Annotated in this window: 20 protein-coding genes and 1 riboswitch; of the genes, 8 read left to right on the forward strand and 12 right to left on the reverse strand. The window is 75.1% G+C overall.

Translation table 11 applies throughout. The annotated features are described in order from the left end of the window. Positions 1-61 precede the first annotated feature (61 nt). Both cbiE and def read right to left on the reverse strand, forming a co-directional pair. Positions 62-1,294 carry a precorrin-6y C5,15-methyltransferase (decarboxylating) subunit CbiE gene (gene cbiE, locus ACWIYF_RS25900; protein ID WP_448625697.1) on the reverse strand — a complete coding sequence of 411 codons (1,233 nt, stop codon included), beginning with the start codon at positions 1,292-1,294 and terminating at the stop codon, positions 62-64. Continuing rightward, entirely contained in the window at positions 1,291-1,848 is a 558-nt protein-coding gene (def, locus tag ACWIYF_RS25905) for a peptide deformylase (RefSeq protein ID WP_448625698.1), read from the reverse strand. Before def ends, cbiE begins: the two co-directional genes overlap by 4 nt. 44 nt (positions 1,849-1,892) lie before the next feature. On the opposite strand from def, the gene ACWIYF_RS25910 reads away from it, so the two are divergent. The 4 genes from ACWIYF_RS25910 (at position 1,893) to ACWIYF_RS25925 (ending at position 6,205) form a co-directional block, all read left to right on the forward strand. Further along, positions 1,893-2,855 (forward strand): cobalamin biosynthesis protein, encoded by a 963-nt coding sequence (locus ACWIYF_RS25910; protein ID WP_448625699.1) that lies wholly within the window; start codon positions 1,893-1,895, stop codon positions 2,853-2,855. A 263-nt stretch (positions 2,856-3,118) separates the two neighbouring features. Then, positions 3,119-3,787, forward strand: coding sequence for a PAS and ANTAR domain-containing protein (locus ACWIYF_RS25915; RefSeq protein WP_448625700.1), 669 nt, complete (start codon positions 3,119-3,121; stop codon positions 3,785-3,787). A gap of 155 nt (positions 3,788-3,942) precedes the next feature. Continuing rightward, positions 3,943-4,611 (forward strand): lysophospholipid acyltransferase family protein, encoded by a 669-nt coding sequence (locus tag ACWIYF_RS25920; protein ID WP_448625701.1) that lies wholly within the window; start codon positions 3,943-3,945, stop codon positions 4,609-4,611. Positions 4,612-4,681: 70 nt separating this feature from the next. Next, positions 4,682-6,205, forward strand: coding sequence for a cobyric acid synthase (locus ACWIYF_RS25925; RefSeq protein WP_448625702.1), 1,524 nt, complete (start codon positions 4,682-4,684; stop codon positions 6,203-6,205). Here ACWIYF_RS25925 and ACWIYF_RS25930 read toward each other — a convergent pair. Beyond that, positions 6,202-6,588 (reverse strand): acyl-CoA thioesterase, encoded by a 387-nt coding sequence (locus tag ACWIYF_RS25930; RefSeq protein ID WP_448625703.1) that lies wholly within the window; start codon positions 6,586-6,588, stop codon positions 6,202-6,204. The genes ACWIYF_RS25925 and ACWIYF_RS25930 overlap by 4 nt on opposite strands. Before the next feature lie 28 nt (positions 6,589-6,616). Here ACWIYF_RS25930 and ACWIYF_RS25935 point away from each other — a divergent pair, with 28 nt between their 5' ends. Both ACWIYF_RS25935 and ACWIYF_RS25940 read left to right on the forward strand, forming a co-directional pair. Beyond that, on the forward strand, positions 6,617-7,207 hold the full coding sequence (locus ACWIYF_RS25935) for an MSMEG_1061 family FMN-dependent PPOX-type flavoprotein (RefSeq protein WP_448625704.1): 591 nt from the start codon (positions 6,617-6,619) through the stop codon (positions 7,205-7,207). Between the two features lie 34 nt (positions 7,208-7,241). Beyond that, positions 7,242-7,667, forward strand: a complete 426-nt coding sequence (locus ACWIYF_RS25940; protein ID WP_448625705.1) for a VOC family protein — start codon at positions 7,242-7,244, stop codon at positions 7,665-7,667. Here ACWIYF_RS25940 and ACWIYF_RS25945 read toward each other — a convergent pair. Continuing rightward, on the reverse strand, positions 7,664-7,861 hold the full coding sequence (locus tag ACWIYF_RS25945) for a hypothetical protein (protein WP_448625706.1): 198 nt from the start codon (positions 7,859-7,861) through the stop codon (positions 7,664-7,666). The genes ACWIYF_RS25940 and ACWIYF_RS25945 overlap by 4 nt on opposite strands. 145 nt (positions 7,862-8,006) lie before the next feature. Here ACWIYF_RS25945 and ACWIYF_RS25950 point away from each other — a divergent pair, with 145 nt between their 5' ends. Then, the gene (locus ACWIYF_RS25950; protein WP_448625707.1) at positions 8,007-8,501 is read left to right on the forward strand and encodes a type II toxin-antitoxin system PemK/MazF family toxin; all 495 of its coding nucleotides are present in this window, start codon (positions 8,007-8,009) and stop codon (positions 8,499-8,501) included. 9 nt (positions 8,502-8,510) lie between these two features. Here the strand turns inward: ACWIYF_RS25950 and ACWIYF_RS25955 are convergent, their stop codons facing one another. From ACWIYF_RS25955 to ACWIYF_RS25965, 3 genes are all read right to left on the reverse strand, one after another. Further along, entirely contained in the window at positions 8,511-9,320 is an 810-nt protein-coding gene (locus ACWIYF_RS25955; protein WP_448625708.1) for an MBL fold metallo-hydrolase, read from the reverse strand. A gap of 78 nt (positions 9,321-9,398) precedes the next feature. Further along, complete coding sequence (locus ACWIYF_RS25960; protein WP_448625709.1) at positions 9,399-10,151, reverse strand: maleylpyruvate isomerase family mycothiol-dependent enzyme; 753 nt, start codon at positions 10,149-10,151, stop codon at positions 9,399-9,401. A 12-nt stretch (positions 10,152-10,163) separates the two neighbouring features. Beyond that, positions 10,164-10,823 carry a TetR/AcrR family transcriptional regulator gene (locus tag ACWIYF_RS25965; RefSeq protein WP_448625710.1) on the reverse strand — a complete coding sequence of 220 codons (660 nt, stop codon included), beginning with the start codon at positions 10,821-10,823 and terminating at the stop codon, positions 10,164-10,166. Positions 10,824-10,915: 92 nt separating this feature from the next. Here ACWIYF_RS25965 and ACWIYF_RS25970 point away from each other — a divergent pair, with 92 nt between their 5' ends. Continuing rightward, a complete protein-coding gene (locus ACWIYF_RS25970; protein WP_448625711.1) occupies positions 10,916-11,641 on the forward strand; it encodes a class I SAM-dependent methyltransferase in 726 nt (241 codons plus the stop codon). Between the two features lie 4 nt (positions 11,642-11,645). Here the strand turns inward: ACWIYF_RS25970 and ACWIYF_RS25975 are convergent, their stop codons facing one another. The 5 genes from ACWIYF_RS25975 to ACWIYF_RS25995 all read right to left on the reverse strand — a co-directional run bounded on the left by ACWIYF_RS25975 (position 11,646) and on the right by ACWIYF_RS25995 (position 14,368). Continuing rightward, a complete protein-coding gene (locus tag ACWIYF_RS25975; protein WP_448625712.1) occupies positions 11,646-12,092 on the reverse strand; it encodes a hypothetical protein in 447 nt (148 codons plus the stop codon). Positions 12,093-12,193: 101 nt separating this feature from the next. Next, positions 12,194-12,550 (reverse strand): hypothetical protein, encoded by a 357-nt coding sequence (locus ACWIYF_RS25980; protein ID WP_448625713.1) that lies wholly within the window; start codon positions 12,548-12,550, stop codon positions 12,194-12,196. Further along, entirely contained in the window at positions 12,531-13,592 is a 1,062-nt protein-coding gene (locus tag ACWIYF_RS25985; RefSeq protein WP_448625714.1) for an AbrB family transcriptional regulator, read from the reverse strand. Before ACWIYF_RS25985 ends, ACWIYF_RS25980 begins: the two co-directional genes overlap by 20 nt. Before the next feature lie 27 nt (positions 13,593-13,619). Continuing rightward, positions 13,620-13,916 carry a transcriptional regulator gene (locus ACWIYF_RS25990; protein WP_448625715.1) on the reverse strand — a complete coding sequence of 99 codons (297 nt, stop codon included), beginning with the start codon at positions 13,914-13,916 and terminating at the stop codon, positions 13,620-13,622. Next, entirely contained in the window at positions 13,913-14,368 is a 456-nt protein-coding gene (locus ACWIYF_RS25995; protein WP_448625716.1) for a hypothetical protein, read from the reverse strand. Before ACWIYF_RS25995 ends, ACWIYF_RS25990 begins: the two co-directional genes overlap by 4 nt. 102 nt (positions 14,369-14,470) lie before the next feature. Beyond that, positions 14,471-14,541: riboswitch (cobalamin riboswitch) on the forward strand.

Consider the following 14,541-nt stretch of genomic DNA (forward strand, 5'->3'; position numbering starts at 1 on the left):
GACGCCGTCCTCCGGGGCTTCAGCCCGAAAAACCACGGAGCTTCAGCCCGAAAAAGCGCTCTCACCGGGTCGCCGACCAGATCGTCACGGGCATGGCGGGCTTCCAGCCGGTGAAGCCGCCGATCGGCTCGGCGCGCTGCACGGCCACCCGCACCAGCTCGCCGCCGACCCGCGCGTGCCACGAGCCGAGCACCGCCTCGCTCTCCACGGTGACCGCGTTGGCGACCAGCCGGCCACCGGCCGGCAGCGCGTCCCAGCAGGCGTCGAGCAGCAGCGGCGTGGTGAGGCCGCCGCCGATGAACACCGCGTCGGGCGCCGGCAGCCGGGGCAGCACGTCGGGGGCGTGCCCGTGCACCACCCGCAGGTACGGCACGCCCAGCCGCGAGGCGTTGCGCACGATCCGCTCCGCCCGCTCGGCCGACGCCTCGACCGCGACGGCGCGGCAGGCCGGGTGCGCCCGCATCCACTCGATGCCGATCGAGCCCGCGCCCGCGCCGATGTCCCACAGCAGCTGCCCCGGCACCGCGGCCAGCCGGGCGAGGGTGATCGCGCGGACCTCGGACTTGGTCAGCTGCCCGTCGGACTCGTAGGCGCCGTCCGGCAGCCCCGGCGTGGTCGGCAGCGGCATGGTGCCGCGCTCGGCGCGGCACTCGACCGCGGTCACCACCAGGGACGGCGCCGGCTGCGACCAGGTGGCCGCGGTGCCGGTGCGCACCTCCTCGTCCGGCCCGCCCAGCCCGCCGAGGACGGTGAGCGTGCTCGGCCCGTAGCCGCGCGCGGCCAGCAGCGCGGCCACCTGGGCCGGGGTCCCGCCGTCCGAGCCGAGGACCAGCAGCCGGCGACCGGGCTGCACGTGCGGGTGCAGCAGCTCCAGCGGCCGGCCGACCAGGCTGACCACCTCGGTGTCCTCCACCGCCCAGCCCAGCCGGGCGCAGGCCAGCGACACCGACGACGGCGCCGGCAGCACCCGCACCCGCTCGTGGCCGAGCAGCCGGGTCAGCGTCGTGCCGATCCCCGAGAGCATCGGGTCCCCGCTGGCCAGGACGACGACGGCGCGGCCGGCGTGAACCTGGAACAGCCCGGGCAGCGCCTCGGTCATCGGCGAGGGCCACGGCACCCGCTGCGCGGTCACCGACGGCGGGACCAGGTCGAGCTGGCGGGTGCTGCCCATGAGCACCTCGGCCCGCTCCACCTCGGCACGGGACGTCGGCGCCAGCCCCTCCCAGCCGTCGGCACCGATGCCCACGACGACGACGGGCGTCCGGGAGACCGGGGTCTCGAGCACGTCGCTCATGCGGGCAGCTCCCCGTCCGGCCCCGCCGCCTCGGCCAGCAGCTGGTCGCGCTGCGCCTCGGGCAGCCGGTCGACGTAGACGGTTCCCTCGAGGTGGTCCACCTCGTGCTGCAGGCAGCGCGCGGCCATCCCGGTGGCCTCGATGGTCACCGGCTGGCCCGACACGTCGACGCCGTCCACCCGGGCCCGGAAGGCGCGCGCCAGCTCGGCGTACGGGCCGGGCACCGACAGGCAGCCCTCCTCGGTGACCTCCTCCGCGGGCTCGTCGCCGACCGGCCCGGGCAGCGTGAGCACGGGGTTGACGACGTAGCCGACGACGTCCTTCCCCTCGGCGTCCGGGCAGTCGATGACGAAGATCCGCGCGTCGACGCCGATCTGGTTGGCGGCCAGCCCCACCCCGTCGGCGGCGTGCATGCTCGCGAACATGTCGAGCACCAGCCGGCGCAGGTCGCGGTCGAAGTCGGTGACGGGTGCGCACGGCCGGTGCAGGACCGGATCGCTGCCGTAGGTCACGATCGGCCGGGCGGTGCCGTCGTAACGGCCGGGCAGGCGCATGCCCGCAGATCCTAGGGACGGCGCACCGGAGGGAAGTCGGCACGATGTCGGCCGTGCGCTCCCCCACCGCCGCCGGGCTCGTCCTCGGCGCCGCCGCCGACCTGCTGCTCGCCGACCCCCGGCGCGGCCACCCGGTCGCCGGCTTCGGCACCGCGGCCGCCGCACTCGAACGCCGGGTCTGGCGCGACTCCCGCGTCGTCGGCGCGGGCTACGCGGGCGGGCTGGTCACCGGCGCCGCCGTCCTCGGGCTCGCGCTCGACCGCGCCACGCGCCGCCGGCCGGCCGCGCGCCTGCTGGTCACAGCCGCCGCCACCTGGACCGTGCTCGGCGGCACCTCCCTGGGCCGTGCGGCCGGCACCCTGCAGGGCCACCTGGCGGACGGCGACCTGGCTGCCGCGCGCGCGGCGCTGCCCACCCTGGCCGGCCGCGACCCCCGCGGGCTGGGCGAGGGGGAGCTGGCCCGCGCGACCATCGAGTCGGTCGCCGAGAACACCGCCGACGCCGCGGTCGGCCCGCTGGTCTGGGGCGCCGTCGCGGGGCTGCCGGGCCTGCTCGCCTACCGGGCGGCCAACACGCTCGACGCGATGGTCGGCCACCGCTCCCCGCGCTACGCGCGTTTCGGCTGGGCGGCGGCCCGCACCGACGACGTCCTCGGGTGGCTGCCGGCCCGGCTCACCGCCGCGCTCACGGTGCTCTGCGCACCGCTCGCCGGCGGCTCGGCCCCCGCGGCGCTGCGCACCTGGCTGCGGGACGGCGCCGCGCATCCCAGCCCGAACGCCGGACGGTGCGAGGCCGCGACGGCGGGCGCGCTCGGCGTGCGGCTGGGCGGCCGCAACGTGTACGGCAGCCGCGTCGAGGAGCGCCCGCTGCTCGGCAGCGGGCGGACACCGGTAGCCGGCGACATCGGCCGCGCCGTCCGGCTCTCCCGCGCCGTGTGGGTGGCGGCGGCGATCGCCGCCGCGGCCGGACGGGTCGCCGCAGCGCACCGGACCACTGACTGTGCGTGATCGGACGGTGACGGCTCGCTCGGACGGGCCCGGCGCGCAACGTCCCGTTCCGCCCTCTCGTGCGCAACGGCGGGGGTGGACGTACGGTCTTCCGCATCGGAGCGACCGGCCCCGCGCGGGCCGGTGGATGCGCGGTGTCGAAGCAACGGCAGCGAGCTCCCGTCGTCCAGGGCCGACGCGCCTCTGACCAGGAGTTCCCCATGGTCTCACCGGCTCCTCCCCGCTCCCGCACCGCTCGCCGCCCGCGCTCGGGCCTGACCGGCATGACCGCAGCCGCACCACCCCGGCCGGACGCCGTACCGGCTGACCGCTCTGGACTCACCGGCCGGTACCGCCTCGATCCCCGCACGACCGCCTGGTGGTGGTCGCCGGAGATGTACGAGCTGTTCGGGCTCCTGCCCGAGGGCACGCACCCGTGCACCGAACTGCTGCTGCAGTGCCAGCACCGCGACGACCGGGCGCGCATGATGGCGGCGCTCGACCGCGCAATGACCGGCCGGCCGTTCGCCCTCGAGACCCGCGTGCTGCGCTCCGACGGCACGCTGCGCGTGATGGTGCTGCTCGGGGAGCCCCGGCCGGGGCCCGACGGATCGGTGGCCGCCGTCGAGGGGGCCTGCGTCGACATCACCGGCGGACGGCTCGTGCACGACGACGACATGGTCACCGCCCTGCAGACCGAGGTGAGCCAGCTGCGCACCGCCATGGCCAGCCGGGCGACGATCGAGCAGGCCAAGGGCATCCTCATGCTGCTGACCAACTGCAGCGACCAGGTCGCCTTCGAGCTGCTCACGCACATGTCCAGCCACACGCACCGCAAGGTGCGCGACGTCGCGCAGTCGATCACCGAATCGGCCGCGGGGCGGGCGGCGCTGCCCGACGACGTCCGCGCGATCCTGCGGGACGCCTGCCCTCCGTCGCCGCGGCTGCACTGACCCTCGGCCGACCGACGGACCGCGCGCCGCCGCGTCCTCGCCCCGCACCACCGTGGGAGGGCGCCGCGGCGGTTCGGGAGAATGCGCGCGCCGGGCGTTCCGGGGAGCTGCCGCTCCCGGCCGGACACCGCCGGCCCGAGGAGGAGAAGCGCCGCGTGTTCTACATCCTGGCCCGGTTCGTCATCCGGCCCCTGTTCTGGCTGCTCTTCCGCCCGCACGTCACCGGCCGCGAGCACGTGCCGCTGACCGGCCCCGTCATCTTCGCCAGCAACCACCTGTCGTTCATCGACAGCATCGCGATCCCGACCGTGGCGCCGCGGAAGGTCCACTACCTGGCGAAGGCGGAGTACTTCACCGGCACGGGGATCTCCGGCTGGTTCTCCCGCACGCTGTTCAGCGCTCTCGGCGCCCTGCCCGTCGAGCGGGAGACGCACCGGGCCGCGCAGGCGGCCCTGGACACGGCGCTCGCCGTGCTCAAGGACGGCGAGGGGTTCGGCATCTACCCCGAGGGCACGCGGTCCCGTGACGGCCGGCTGGCGCGGGGCAAGACCGGCGTCGCCTGGCTGGCCCTGACCGCCGACTGCCCCGTCGTCCCGGTCGCCGTGGCCGGCACGGACAAGGTGCAGCCGGTGGGGGCGCGGTGGCCGCGGCCGGCGCGGATCACGGTCACCTTCGGGGAGCCGCTCACCTTCCCCGAGCAGAAGGGCCAGGCCGGCAAGGGCAAGGCCCGCCGGGTCGTGACCGACCGGATCATGCACGCGATCGCGGACCTGTCGGGGCAGGAGAAGGCCGGGTGGGGCAGCCCGTCGGAACCAGCCGCGTGACGAGCGGCGTTTCCCCCGTGACCATCGGCAGGTGGCTGCTCCCGGTCGGCGTGTCGCCCGCCATCCGCCGATGATCGACTCCCGTTCCGGCGCGGTCCTGGTCGCGGGCACGACCTCCGATGCCGGCAAGTCGGTCGTCACCGCCGGCATCTGCCGGTGGCTGGTGCGCCAGGGCGTCTCGGTGGCGCCGTTCAAGGCGCAGAACATGAGCAACAACTCGATGGTCACGCCCGACGGCGCGGAGATCGGCCGGGCACAGGTCATGCAGGCCGCGGCGGCGCGGGTCGAGCCCGAGGCGGCGATGAACCCGGTGCTGCTCAAGCCGGGCGGCGAGAACTCCAGCCAGGTCGTCGTCCTCGGCCGGCCGGTCGCCGACGTGACCGCGCTGTCCTACCGGCCGATGAAGGCCGGGCTGCTGGAGACCGTGCTCGACTGCCTGGCGGACCTGCGCTCGCGGTTCGACGTCGTGGTCTGCGAGGGCGCCGGCTCCCCCACCGAGATCAACCTGCGCGACGACGACATCGCCAACATGGGCCTGGCCACGGCCGCGCGGCTGCCGGTGCTCGTGGTCGGCGACATCGACCGCGGCGGGCTGTTCCCGGCGCTCTACGGCACGGTCGCGCTGATGCCGCCGGCCGACCAGCGGCTGGTCGCCGGGTTCCTCGTCAACAAGTTCCGCGGCGACGTCCGACTGCTCTCCCCCGGCCTCTCCGCGCTCGCCGAGCTGACCGGCCGGCCGACGTTCGGCGTCCTCCCGTGGGTGCCGGGCCTGGACCTCGACGTCGAGGACTCCCTCGGGGTGGGGGCGGCGGCGCAGCCCGCGGGGCCGCCGCACGGCGAGGAGGTGCTGCGGGTCTCGGTGGCCCGGCTGCCGCGGCTGTCCAACTTCACCGACCTCGATGCGCTGGCCGCCGAACCCGGCGTGCTGGTCCGCTACGCCACCCGCCCGGAGGAGCTCGCCGACGCCGACCTCGTCGTCCTGCCCGGCACCCGCTCGACGGTGGCCGACCTGGCGTGGCTGCGCTCGTCCGGCCTCGCCGACGCGGTGCTGCGCCGGGCCGCCGTGGGCGCCCCGGTGCTCGGCATCTGCGGCGGCCACCAGATGCTGGCGCGCACGATCACCGACGACGTGGAGTCGCGCGCCGGCACGGTGCCCGGGCTCGGGCTGCTGCCCGCCGACGTCCGCTTCGCGCCGGAGAAGACCCTCGGCCGGCCGTCCGGCACGGCCCTCGGCGAGCCGGTGCACGGCTACGAGATCCACCACGGCGTCGTCACGGTCGACTGGGACTCCGACGACCCGCCCACCCAGCCGTTCCTCGACGGCGCCCGCTCGGGGGCGGTGTTCGGGACGACGTGGCACGGGGCGCTCGAGAACGACGGCTTCCGCCGCGCCTTCCTCACCGAGGTCGCACGGATCACCGGCCGCCGCTTCGTGCCCGCGCCGGACACCGCCTTCGCCGCCGTCCGCGAGGCCCGGCTGGACGCCCTCGGCGACCTGATCGCCGAGCACGCCGACACCGCGGCGCTCTGGCGGCTGATCGAGGACGGCGCCCCCGCCGACCTCCCGCTGCTCCCGCCCGGCGCCGGCCGTTAGGCCTCGAGCCGCTGGCGGACGTCGTCCGGCCAGGGCTCCGAGCGGTCCGCCGCCACGCAGACGTACGTCGTCCGGACGACGCAGCAGACCCGCTCGCCGACGCGGACGGTGAACCGCGCCGTGGCGCTGGTGCGGCCCACCTTCTCGGTCTCCGCGTCGACGGTCACCGTGTCCCCCCACCGGGCCGGCGAGCTCCACTCCAGCGTGCTGGCCTTGACCACCGGCTCGATGCGCCGCTCGGCCAGCTCGGCCCAGGTGATGCCGTGGGTCTGCCACCAGCCGTTGGAGGCCTCGTCGGCCCAGGTGAGGTAGTGGGCGTTGAAGACGATGCCCTGCTGGTCGCACTCGACGTAGCGGACGGGGGCGCTCCAGGTGACGGTCACGTCGGGCACGGTAGCTACCGTCGTCCCCATGGACGACGTCCTCGCCGGCTACCGGCCCCCGTCGCAGCTGGTGCGGGACAAGGTGATCGACCAAATCGACGCGCACTGCCGGGCGTTCATCGAGCTCTCGCCGTTCGCCGTGCTGTCGACCGCCGACGCCGACGGCTTCCCGGAGGTCTCCCCGCGCGGTGGCGACCCGGGCTTCGTGAAGGTGCTCGACGAGCACCGGCTGGCGCTGCCGGACCGGCAGGGTAACAACCGGGTCGACAGCCTGCGCAACCTCGCGGCCAACCCGCGCGCCGCGCTGCTGTTCTTCGTGCCCGGCTTCGAGGAGACGCTGAAGGTCTTCGGGACGACCGAGCTGCTGCCCGCCGACGCGCTGGACCTCGACCTCACCGAGTTCGGCAGGGCGCCGCGGTCGGTGCTGCTGCTCACCGTGCAGCGGGCCTACCTGCAGTGCGCCAAGGCGGTCATGCGCTCGGGCCTGTGGGACCCGTCGCGGCAGGTGCCGCGGTCGGCGTGGGCACCGTTCGGCGAGGTGCTCAAGGACCACTGCCGGCTGACCACCCCGCTGCCGGACGACGCCACGATGCGCGCGGAGCTGGCCACGGAGCTGTGAGAACCGTCGCCCGGCTGCTCTACGGTCCGGCCCCATGGCGACGGATTTCCAGGTGGTCATCGACTGCGCCGCCCCGCACGAGCTCGCCGACTGGTGGGCCGAGGCGCTCGGCTGGCAGGTGGAGGCGCAGGACGCGGCGTTCATCCGCCGGATGATCGAGGCTGGGTACGCGACCGAGGACCAGACGACGACGCACAAGGGCGCGCTGGTGTGGAAGGAGGGGGCGGCGATCAACTCGCCGGACCCCGGGCGGCCGCGCGTGCTCTTCCAGCAGGTGCCGGAGGGCAAGACGGTCAAGAACCGGATGCACCTGGACCTGCGCGTGGGCGCCGAGCGCCGCGAGGCCGAGGTGGCCCGGCTGGTGGCCGCGGGCGCGACCGAGCTCTGGCGCGCCTCGCAGGGGCCGCACGAGTGGGTGACGCTCGCCGACCCGGAGGGCAACGAGTTCTGCGTCGCCTAACTGGCGAGGAGGTCCCGGGCCAGCTTGCGATAGGCGACCGTGCGTTCGGTCACGAGCCGGACCCGTTCCCGCTGGGTGCGCCGCTCGCTACCCAGGTAGCGCGCGTCCTCCACGAGCTGGAAGGCGGCGAGGACGCTCGCCTTCACCTCGCGGGCCCGCGGGGCGGCCGGTCGCACCGGTTCGGCCGAGTTCATGGAGCCCCCCTCTCCCGGGGAGCCGCGTCAAGACCACCCCGTGACTAGATGGTGCCCTTGTATCGGCAACTCCAAAACATGTCGTGACCAATTGGTACCTGAGTGTCACGTGAGTCTTCTGGGACGTCTCCGTACGGTGGGGGGCATGGCGCGCGCGGGCTTCGGGGAGCGGCTCGGCCGGCTGGTGCGCACCCTCGTGCGCCCGTCCGCCCGCGGGGCACGCCCGGTCCGCTCGGTCGAGCGTGGCCCGGCCGCCGGGGACCGGATCGGCTACACGCCGCGGGCCGACGGCGCCCCCGATCCCGGCGAGGTGGTCTGGGCGTGGGTCCCGTTCGACGAGGACGACGGCCGGGGCAAGGACCGCCCGGTCCTGGTCATCGGCCGGCGCGGCGGCGACCTGCTCGCGCTGATGCTCACCAGCAAGGACCACGACCGGGACGCCGCCGACGAGGCCCGCTTCGGCCGCTACTGGACCGACATCGGCCGCGGCCCGTGGGACTCCCGCGGCCGGCCCAGCGAGGTGCGCCTCGACCGGCTGCTCGTGCTGGACCCCGCCGGCGTCCGCCGGGAGGGCGCGGCGCTCGACCGGGTGCGGTTCGACCGCGTCGTCGCCGACGCCCGGCGCGTCCAGGGCTGGTGACCCGCCTGCTCAGGTCGCCGCGGCCGGGGCGAAACCGGCCAGCATCTCCTCCAGCGCCCGCTGGTCCGGCCCCACGAACGGGTCGGCATCCGGAGCCTGCCGCAACGTCGTCAGCAGGTCCTCGGCGTCGCCGAGCACCGGCGGCAGGTGGGTGCTGAACACCGCGGACGGCGACATGGCCCGCAGCGGCTGGAAGCTGCGCTCGTAGGCGGCACGGTCCACCTGGTGCACCCACGGGCTGTCCACGGCGGCCCACAGCAGCTGGGCGGCCTTCAGGTCCTCCGGCGGGATCGCACGGACGTCGTCCCCTGCGGCCAGCTCCTCGCTCGGCAGGGGCGCGCCGAAGCAGTCGGAGCTGAACACCGCCCCGCCGGCCGACTCCTGGAACCCGACGGTCGCCGGGCTGTCGAACAGGGGCGGCCGGAACGCCCGCAGCTCCCGGTCGCCGACGTCCAGCGACTGGCCGGGGTTCAGCAGGTACACGCGGTCGACGGGCAGCGGGCGTTCGGTGGACATGATCCCCATGCCGAGGAACGTGGTGACGACCCGCGCCTGCGGTGCGGCGACCAGCAGGTCGAACAGGCCGCCGGTGTGGTCGCGGTCGGGATGGGTCAGCCAGATCCAGCGCACGTCGGCCGGATCGACGACCGCGGCCAGGTCCTCGACGAAGTGCCGGTCGGCGAGGCTCAGGCCGGTGTCGACGACCACCGGCTCGGCGGCGTGCAGGACGAAGGCGGAGACCGGGAGGTGGCCGATGCCCGGCACCTCCAGCGGGTCGGACAGGACGGTGACCCCGGGGACGGGGCGGTGGATGTGCACGAGAACCTCCTCGGAGAATCGGCCACCCTTCAGGGCCCCGCGCCGAGCGTGCGAGGCGTGGGGGGAAGGGTGGTCCTTTCAGAAGGGGACCTGCTCGGCGAGCAGGCCGGTCCCGGAGCCGCGCCCGGAGACGACGCGGCAGAACTCGACGGCGTCGAGCTCCAGTTCGGGCCCGCCCGTCCCGGTGGACCACTCGCCACCCGCGGGCCCGGTCAGGTGCAGCCGGTACGGCCTCCCGTGCCGCGCCGCCCACTCGGCCACGACGTCGGCGACGAGCCGTCCGTCGTGCTCCGGGGTGAGCTGCAGCTCGCGGCCGGTCGCGCGGCTGATGTCCACGCGGTGCATCCAGGGATCCCTGGTCAGCACGGTGGTGAACAGGTAGTCGAAGCGCCACGTCTCGCGCCGGCCGCCGACGACCTGCTTCTCCGGCATCGGCAGGCGGCCGATGACCGCGGCCAGGCGACGGCGCCCGCGGACCGCGCGCGGCCCTGCGGCGGCGAACCGCTCGACCAGCTCGTCGGTGCGCAGCTGCGCCCGCGTGCGGACCTGGTGCGCGGTCAGGTTGTCGATGCCCCCACCGGCCCGAGCGGCGGCCGCGTTCTGCACGACGAACTGACGGAGGGAGGCGGTCATCTCCGTCATGCCGAGGGTGTGGCCGGCCATGGCGCGCACGTCCCAGCCGGGGCAGTCGGTCGGCCTCGTCCAGTCGGCCGGCTCCAGCCGCGTCAGCAGCGCGCGGAACCGGTCGTACTCCGTCGCGGCCAGGCGCATCGCCGACTCCCGGTCCATGGCTGCGGAGCGGGGCGGCGTCCGGGTGACGGTGGCGCTCATCGGAGGTTCCTCTCAGGAGGAAGGGGCGGGTGGGTGCACGAGCGGCCCGCCGTGGTGGGCGAGCCACATGGCGATCACGTCGGGCAGCGCGCGGGTGAAGGCGCCGGTCTCGAACGGCTCCCCGGGCGCGTTGGACAACTGCTGGGTGATGACGCCGGAGGTGATCGCGGTGTAGGTGCGGAAGGCCAGGTCGAGGTCGGCGTCGGCCCGGAGCACTCCCCGGTCGCGCAGGCCGGCCACCCGGGCGCGCCCCCACGCCGTCACCTCCACGGCAGGTGCGTACGCCTGTTCCGAGGGGGTGAATCCGGGCACCGGCCGCCAGAACATCAGCGGGGTGTAGGCCGGGTGCTCGACGGCCCAGCGGACGAACGCCGCGCCGTACGCGTACACCTCTGCCACCGGATCGGCCCCGTCGAAGCCCTCGCGCACGCTGCGCATGGCGTCGCCGAGCAGCCGCCAGCCGCGCTCGAAGAGCGCGTCGTAGAGGGCGTTCTTCCCGTCGAAGTAGACGTAGAGCGAGGGCGGCCGGATGCCCATCCGGCGGGCGACCTCGCCGAGCGTCAGACCGGCCACGCCCTGGTCGGCCATCACCTCGACGGCGACGTCGAGCACCTGCTCGATCGTCTCCTGCCGCCGGACGTGCCGGCGGTCGATGCGGGCCGGGTGCGCCATGGCGGCAGTGTTCTCCTAACATCATTAGGAAGTCAACAGGGTCATAGGTAATCAGTCGCGCGGGCGCCCGGTGATCCGGCACAGTGGCCGCGATGAACGGCACCGACGTCTTCTGGGCCCTGCACTCGGACCTGCCGCGCGAGGGCGTCGGTTCCGACCCGACCACCCGCGCGCTGCTCGACCTCGCCCGGCCGCTGCCGGGCCGCCGCGCCCTGGACATCGCGTGCGGTCCGGGCCGCTCGGCGCTGGTGCTCGCCATGGAGGGCCTGCAGGTCACCGCCGTCGACCTGCACGAGCCGTTCCTCGATCGGCTGCGCGCCGCGGCCGCCGAGCGGCACCTGCCGATCGCCGTCGAGCGCGCGTCGATGCGCGAGCTGCCCTACGCCGACGGCTCGTTCGACCTGCTGTGGTGCGAGGGCGCGGCCTACATCATGGGCGTCGACGCGGCGCTGGCCGGCTGGCGGCGGCTGCTCGCGCCCGGCGGGGCGCTGGTGTTCACCGAGGTCGGATGGACGACGCCGGCGCCGTCCCCCGAGGCGCGCGCGTTCTGGGCGGCCTACCCCGCGATGCGCGACGCGGCGGCCACCGTCGCCGCGGCCGAGGCCGCCGGATACGAGGTGGTGGCCACCCGGCTGCTGCCGGACTCCGACTGGGAGGACGAGTACTACGGCCCGCTGTCCGCCCGCATCGCTGCCTGGCCGGACCCCGACCCGGAGACGGCGGCGGCACTCGCGCAGTACCGGGCGGAGATCGACCTGCGCCGCGCGCATCCGGGCGACTACGGCTACACCGGCTTCGTCCTCCGGCGGGACCGCTGAACCCTCACACGGCCACCGCGGGAGCACCCGCGGTCGAGGAGAGGCGGCGCTTGGCCACCGCGATCGGCAGCTGGCCCACCACCGCAGGCAGCACCCAGAAGACCGTGCTCCCCGTCTCGGCGACCAGCAGAGCCGTGACGAGGGCGATGTAGGAGCCCCCGAGCAGGTGCGGCTGGAGCGTCGGCCAGCGACGCCACCCCCGCCGGCGGGCGAGGGCACCGGTGACGGCGAGCGCCTGGATCAGGACGGCGACGGGCAACAGCCAGGCCAGCCCCGGGGCCGTGGCGGCGAGCCCGGCGCCGGTCGAGCTCGCCGTCCCCAGGGCGAGGTGGTAACCCGCGGCCGGAACCCGACCCCGGGTCCGGGTCAGGCGGGCCAGCAGCCAGGCAGGGCCGAGGACCAGGGCCACCGTGCCCGCGAGGACGTGCGCGGTGAGGACGGCCTCACGCATCGCCGGGCCTGCTCCCGGACGGTTGGTCGGTCATGACAGCGACCCTGGCGGCGCCCAGGGGCCACCGCCAGATGCCATCTGTCATCCACCGCGGGAAGAGCTCAGTCGGCGGCCGTCTGGTCGGGCACCACGCGGCGCTCCGGCGTCCGCAGGCGGTAGACGCCGGTCTGCTCGGTCAGCGACTCGAGGTCGTACCGGTGCACCACCTTCGGCCCGCCGTGCAGGTGCACGTGGGTGATCGTCGGCAGGGGCTCGCCGTGCCGCGCCGCCCGGATCTCCACGCGCCCGTCCAGCGGACCGCCGACGAAGAGCAGGACGGCGTCGTCGACGCCGACCTCGTCGGTTCCCCCTGCGTGCTCGGACAGCGCGGCCTCCTCGTGGACGAATCCGGACCAGCCAGGGTAGGCGCGTCCCGCACCGCGGTCACGCGGCCGCCGGCTACGCGCTCCTCCCGCCACGCAGCAGCCACCTCGCCAGCAGCGGCGCGGAGAGCAGCATCACGTACAACCGCAGCACCTGGACGGCGAGCACGAAGGTGGCGTCTGCGCCGCTGTCGCTGGCCGTCGCAAGGACGGCGAACAGGCCACCCGGCGTCGTCGCCAGGTAGGCGTCGAGCTGTCCCACCCCCGCGGCGGGCGCCAGCACCGCGCCCAGCCCGGCGCACGCCGCGATCAGCCCGGCGATGATCGCCAGCGCGAGCGGCAGCGCCCGCCCGACCGTGCGCAGGCTCTCCCGGGTGAAGCTGACCCCCACCTGCAGGCCGATGACGAGGAACGCCGCGTTCGCCACCAGGTCCGGCACCACGGCGCCGCGGGAGAGGCCGGACAGGTCCGCCACGGCGGCGACCAGCATCGGGCCGAGCAGGGCGCCGACGGGGACCCGCGTGAGCCGGCCCAGGACGATGCCCACGCCGGCGCAGACGACGGTGAACAGCAGCCCGGCCGGCCAGCCGGGGCCCGCGGTGGCGGCGGGACCGTCGCCGGAGACCGGCGCAGCGCCGTAGACCGCCGCCGCGGCCACCGGCATCAGGACGGCGATGAGCAGTACCCGCAGGTACTGCAGGACGGCGACCATCCGCTGGTCGGCGCCGAGGTCGCGGGCCATCGCGGTGATCCCGGAGGCGCCGCCGGCGATCATGCTGAACGCGCCGGTCACCGGGCTGATCCCGCGCTGCAGCCGCAGCAGCTGACCGGCGGCGACGCTGAGAAGAAGGGTGCCGACGGTCACCAGCAGGACCGGCAGCCAGTGCTCGCCGATCGCGGCCAGGGTGTCCAGGCGGACGAGCGCGCCGATGGTCACGCCGATCACCGCCTGCGCCCCGGTCAGCGCCGGCCGCGGTACCTCGAGCCGGCCGGGAACGGCCAGCGCGCGCACCAGCCCGGCGAGCAGGCCGCCGAAGAGGGCGGCCGACGGCACGTGCAGCAGATCCAGCAGCAGGCCGGCGAGTGCGCCGCCGGCGACGACGGCGGCCGCGTCGAGCAGCCGCCGTCGGTCCTTCACGCCGTCACTGTCCTCCTGCGACCCGCGTCACCCGCCGGTGATCCGGCGCAGCTCGGCCACGTGCGCGGCGAACGCCGCCCGCCCGGAAGGGGTCAGCACCAGGCTGGTGCGCTGCCGCGAGGCGATCGTCGCCTTGCGGACCTCGACGTAGCCGGCCTCCTCCAGCTGCTTGACGTGCTTGGAGAGCACCGAGTCGCTCACCCCCACCGCGTCGCGGACGGCGGCGAACTCCATCGTGTCGACGGCGGCCAGCAGACCGCAGATCTGCAGCCGCGGCGGCGCGTGGACGACCGCGTCGAACCGCGGCTCGACGGTGGTGCTCACAGCCCCTCGCGCAGCTCGGCGATGTAGATCCGCGACCACCAGTGGCTGATCAGGGCGATCCCGACCCCCAGCACGGCGCCGCCCACCACCATCGCGCCGTGCCACCCGAGCCCGAACTCGGCGCCGGCGGCCAGCGCCAGGACGACGCCGTAGAACACGAACCACAGGAGGATCAGCTTCCGGGTGCGGCCCGGGCGCAGCCCGCTGACCCAGAAGCCGGTGATCCGCTCGTAGGTCCGCTTCAGCACGAACAGGCCCGCGAAGAAGACCGGCAGCACCGCGACGGTCACCCACGGGTAGCCGAAGGAGTACGAGCCGAGGAAGGCGAAGACCAGCAGACCCAGGGCCGCGTCGTACCACCAGGGCTGCATCGCCCGGTCGGCGATCGCGGCGCGGTCGGCCCGCAGCGTCTCGAGCTGGGCGACCGCGGCGGCGACGTCATCTCTTTCCATGTCGGAAAGTCTGGCGACGACTTTCCATCTCGTCAAGTGAAGGGGGGCTGTCGGCGCGTCGGGTGCGCGTGGTCGAATGACCCCCGAACTGCGACGGCAGTGGAGGAAGCCGGTGGAACTCCGGCGCGGTCCCGCCACTGTGAGCCGGCCCCGCGCCGGTCAGCCAGGAACTC

This window comes from Geodermatophilus sp. URMC 64 (assembly GCF_053502555.1).

Bases quoted from the DNA above. Each gene is read 5' to 3' on its own strand.
- cbiE (WP_448625697.1), bottom strand. From the start codon at position 1,294: ATGAGCGACGTGCTCGAGACCCCGGTCTCCCGGACGCCCGTCGTCGTC.
- def (WP_448625698.1), bottom strand. From the start codon at position 1,848: ATGCGCCTGCCCGGCCGTTACGACGGCACCGCCCGGCCGATCGTGACC.
- ACWIYF_RS25910 (WP_448625699.1), top strand. From the start codon at position 1,893: ATGTCGGCCGTGCGCTCCCCCACCGCCGCCGGGCTCGTCCTCGGCGCC.
- ACWIYF_RS25915 (WP_448625700.1), top strand. From the start codon at position 3,119: ATGACCGCAGCCGCACCACCCCGGCCGGACGCCGTACCGGCTGACCGC.
- ACWIYF_RS25925 (WP_448625702.1), top strand. From the start codon at position 4,682: ATGATCGACTCCCGTTCCGGCGCGGTCCTGGTCGCGGGCACGACCTCC.
- ACWIYF_RS25935 (WP_448625704.1), top strand. From the start codon at position 6,617: ATGGACGACGTCCTCGCCGGCTACCGGCCCCCGTCGCAGCTGGTGCGG.
- ACWIYF_RS25940 (WP_448625705.1), top strand. From the start codon at position 7,242: ATGGCGACGGATTTCCAGGTGGTCATCGACTGCGCCGCCCCGCACGAG.
- ACWIYF_RS25945 (WP_448625706.1), bottom strand. From the start codon at position 7,861: ATGAACTCGGCCGAACCGGTGCGACCGGCCGCCCCGCGGGCCCGCGAG.
- ACWIYF_RS25950 (WP_448625707.1), top strand. From the start codon at position 8,007: ATGGCGCGCGCGGGCTTCGGGGAGCGGCTCGGCCGGCTGGTGCGCACC.
- ACWIYF_RS25960 (WP_448625709.1), bottom strand. From the start codon at position 10,151: ATGAGCGCCACCGTCACCCGGACGCCGCCCCGCTCCGCAGCCATGGAC.
- ACWIYF_RS25965 (WP_448625710.1), bottom strand. From the start codon at position 10,823: ATGGCGCACCCGGCCCGCATCGACCGCCGGCACGTCCGGCGGCAGGAG.
- ACWIYF_RS25970 (WP_448625711.1), top strand. From the start codon at position 10,916: ATGAACGGCACCGACGTCTTCTGGGCCCTGCACTCGGACCTGCCGCGC.
- ACWIYF_RS25975 (WP_448625712.1), bottom strand. From the start codon at position 12,092: ATGCGTGAGGCCGTCCTCACCGCGCACGTCCTCGCGGGCACGGTGGCC.
- ACWIYF_RS25995 (WP_448625716.1), bottom strand. From the start codon at position 14,368: ATGGAAAGAGATGACGTCGCCGCCGCGGTCGCCCAGCTCGAGACGCTG.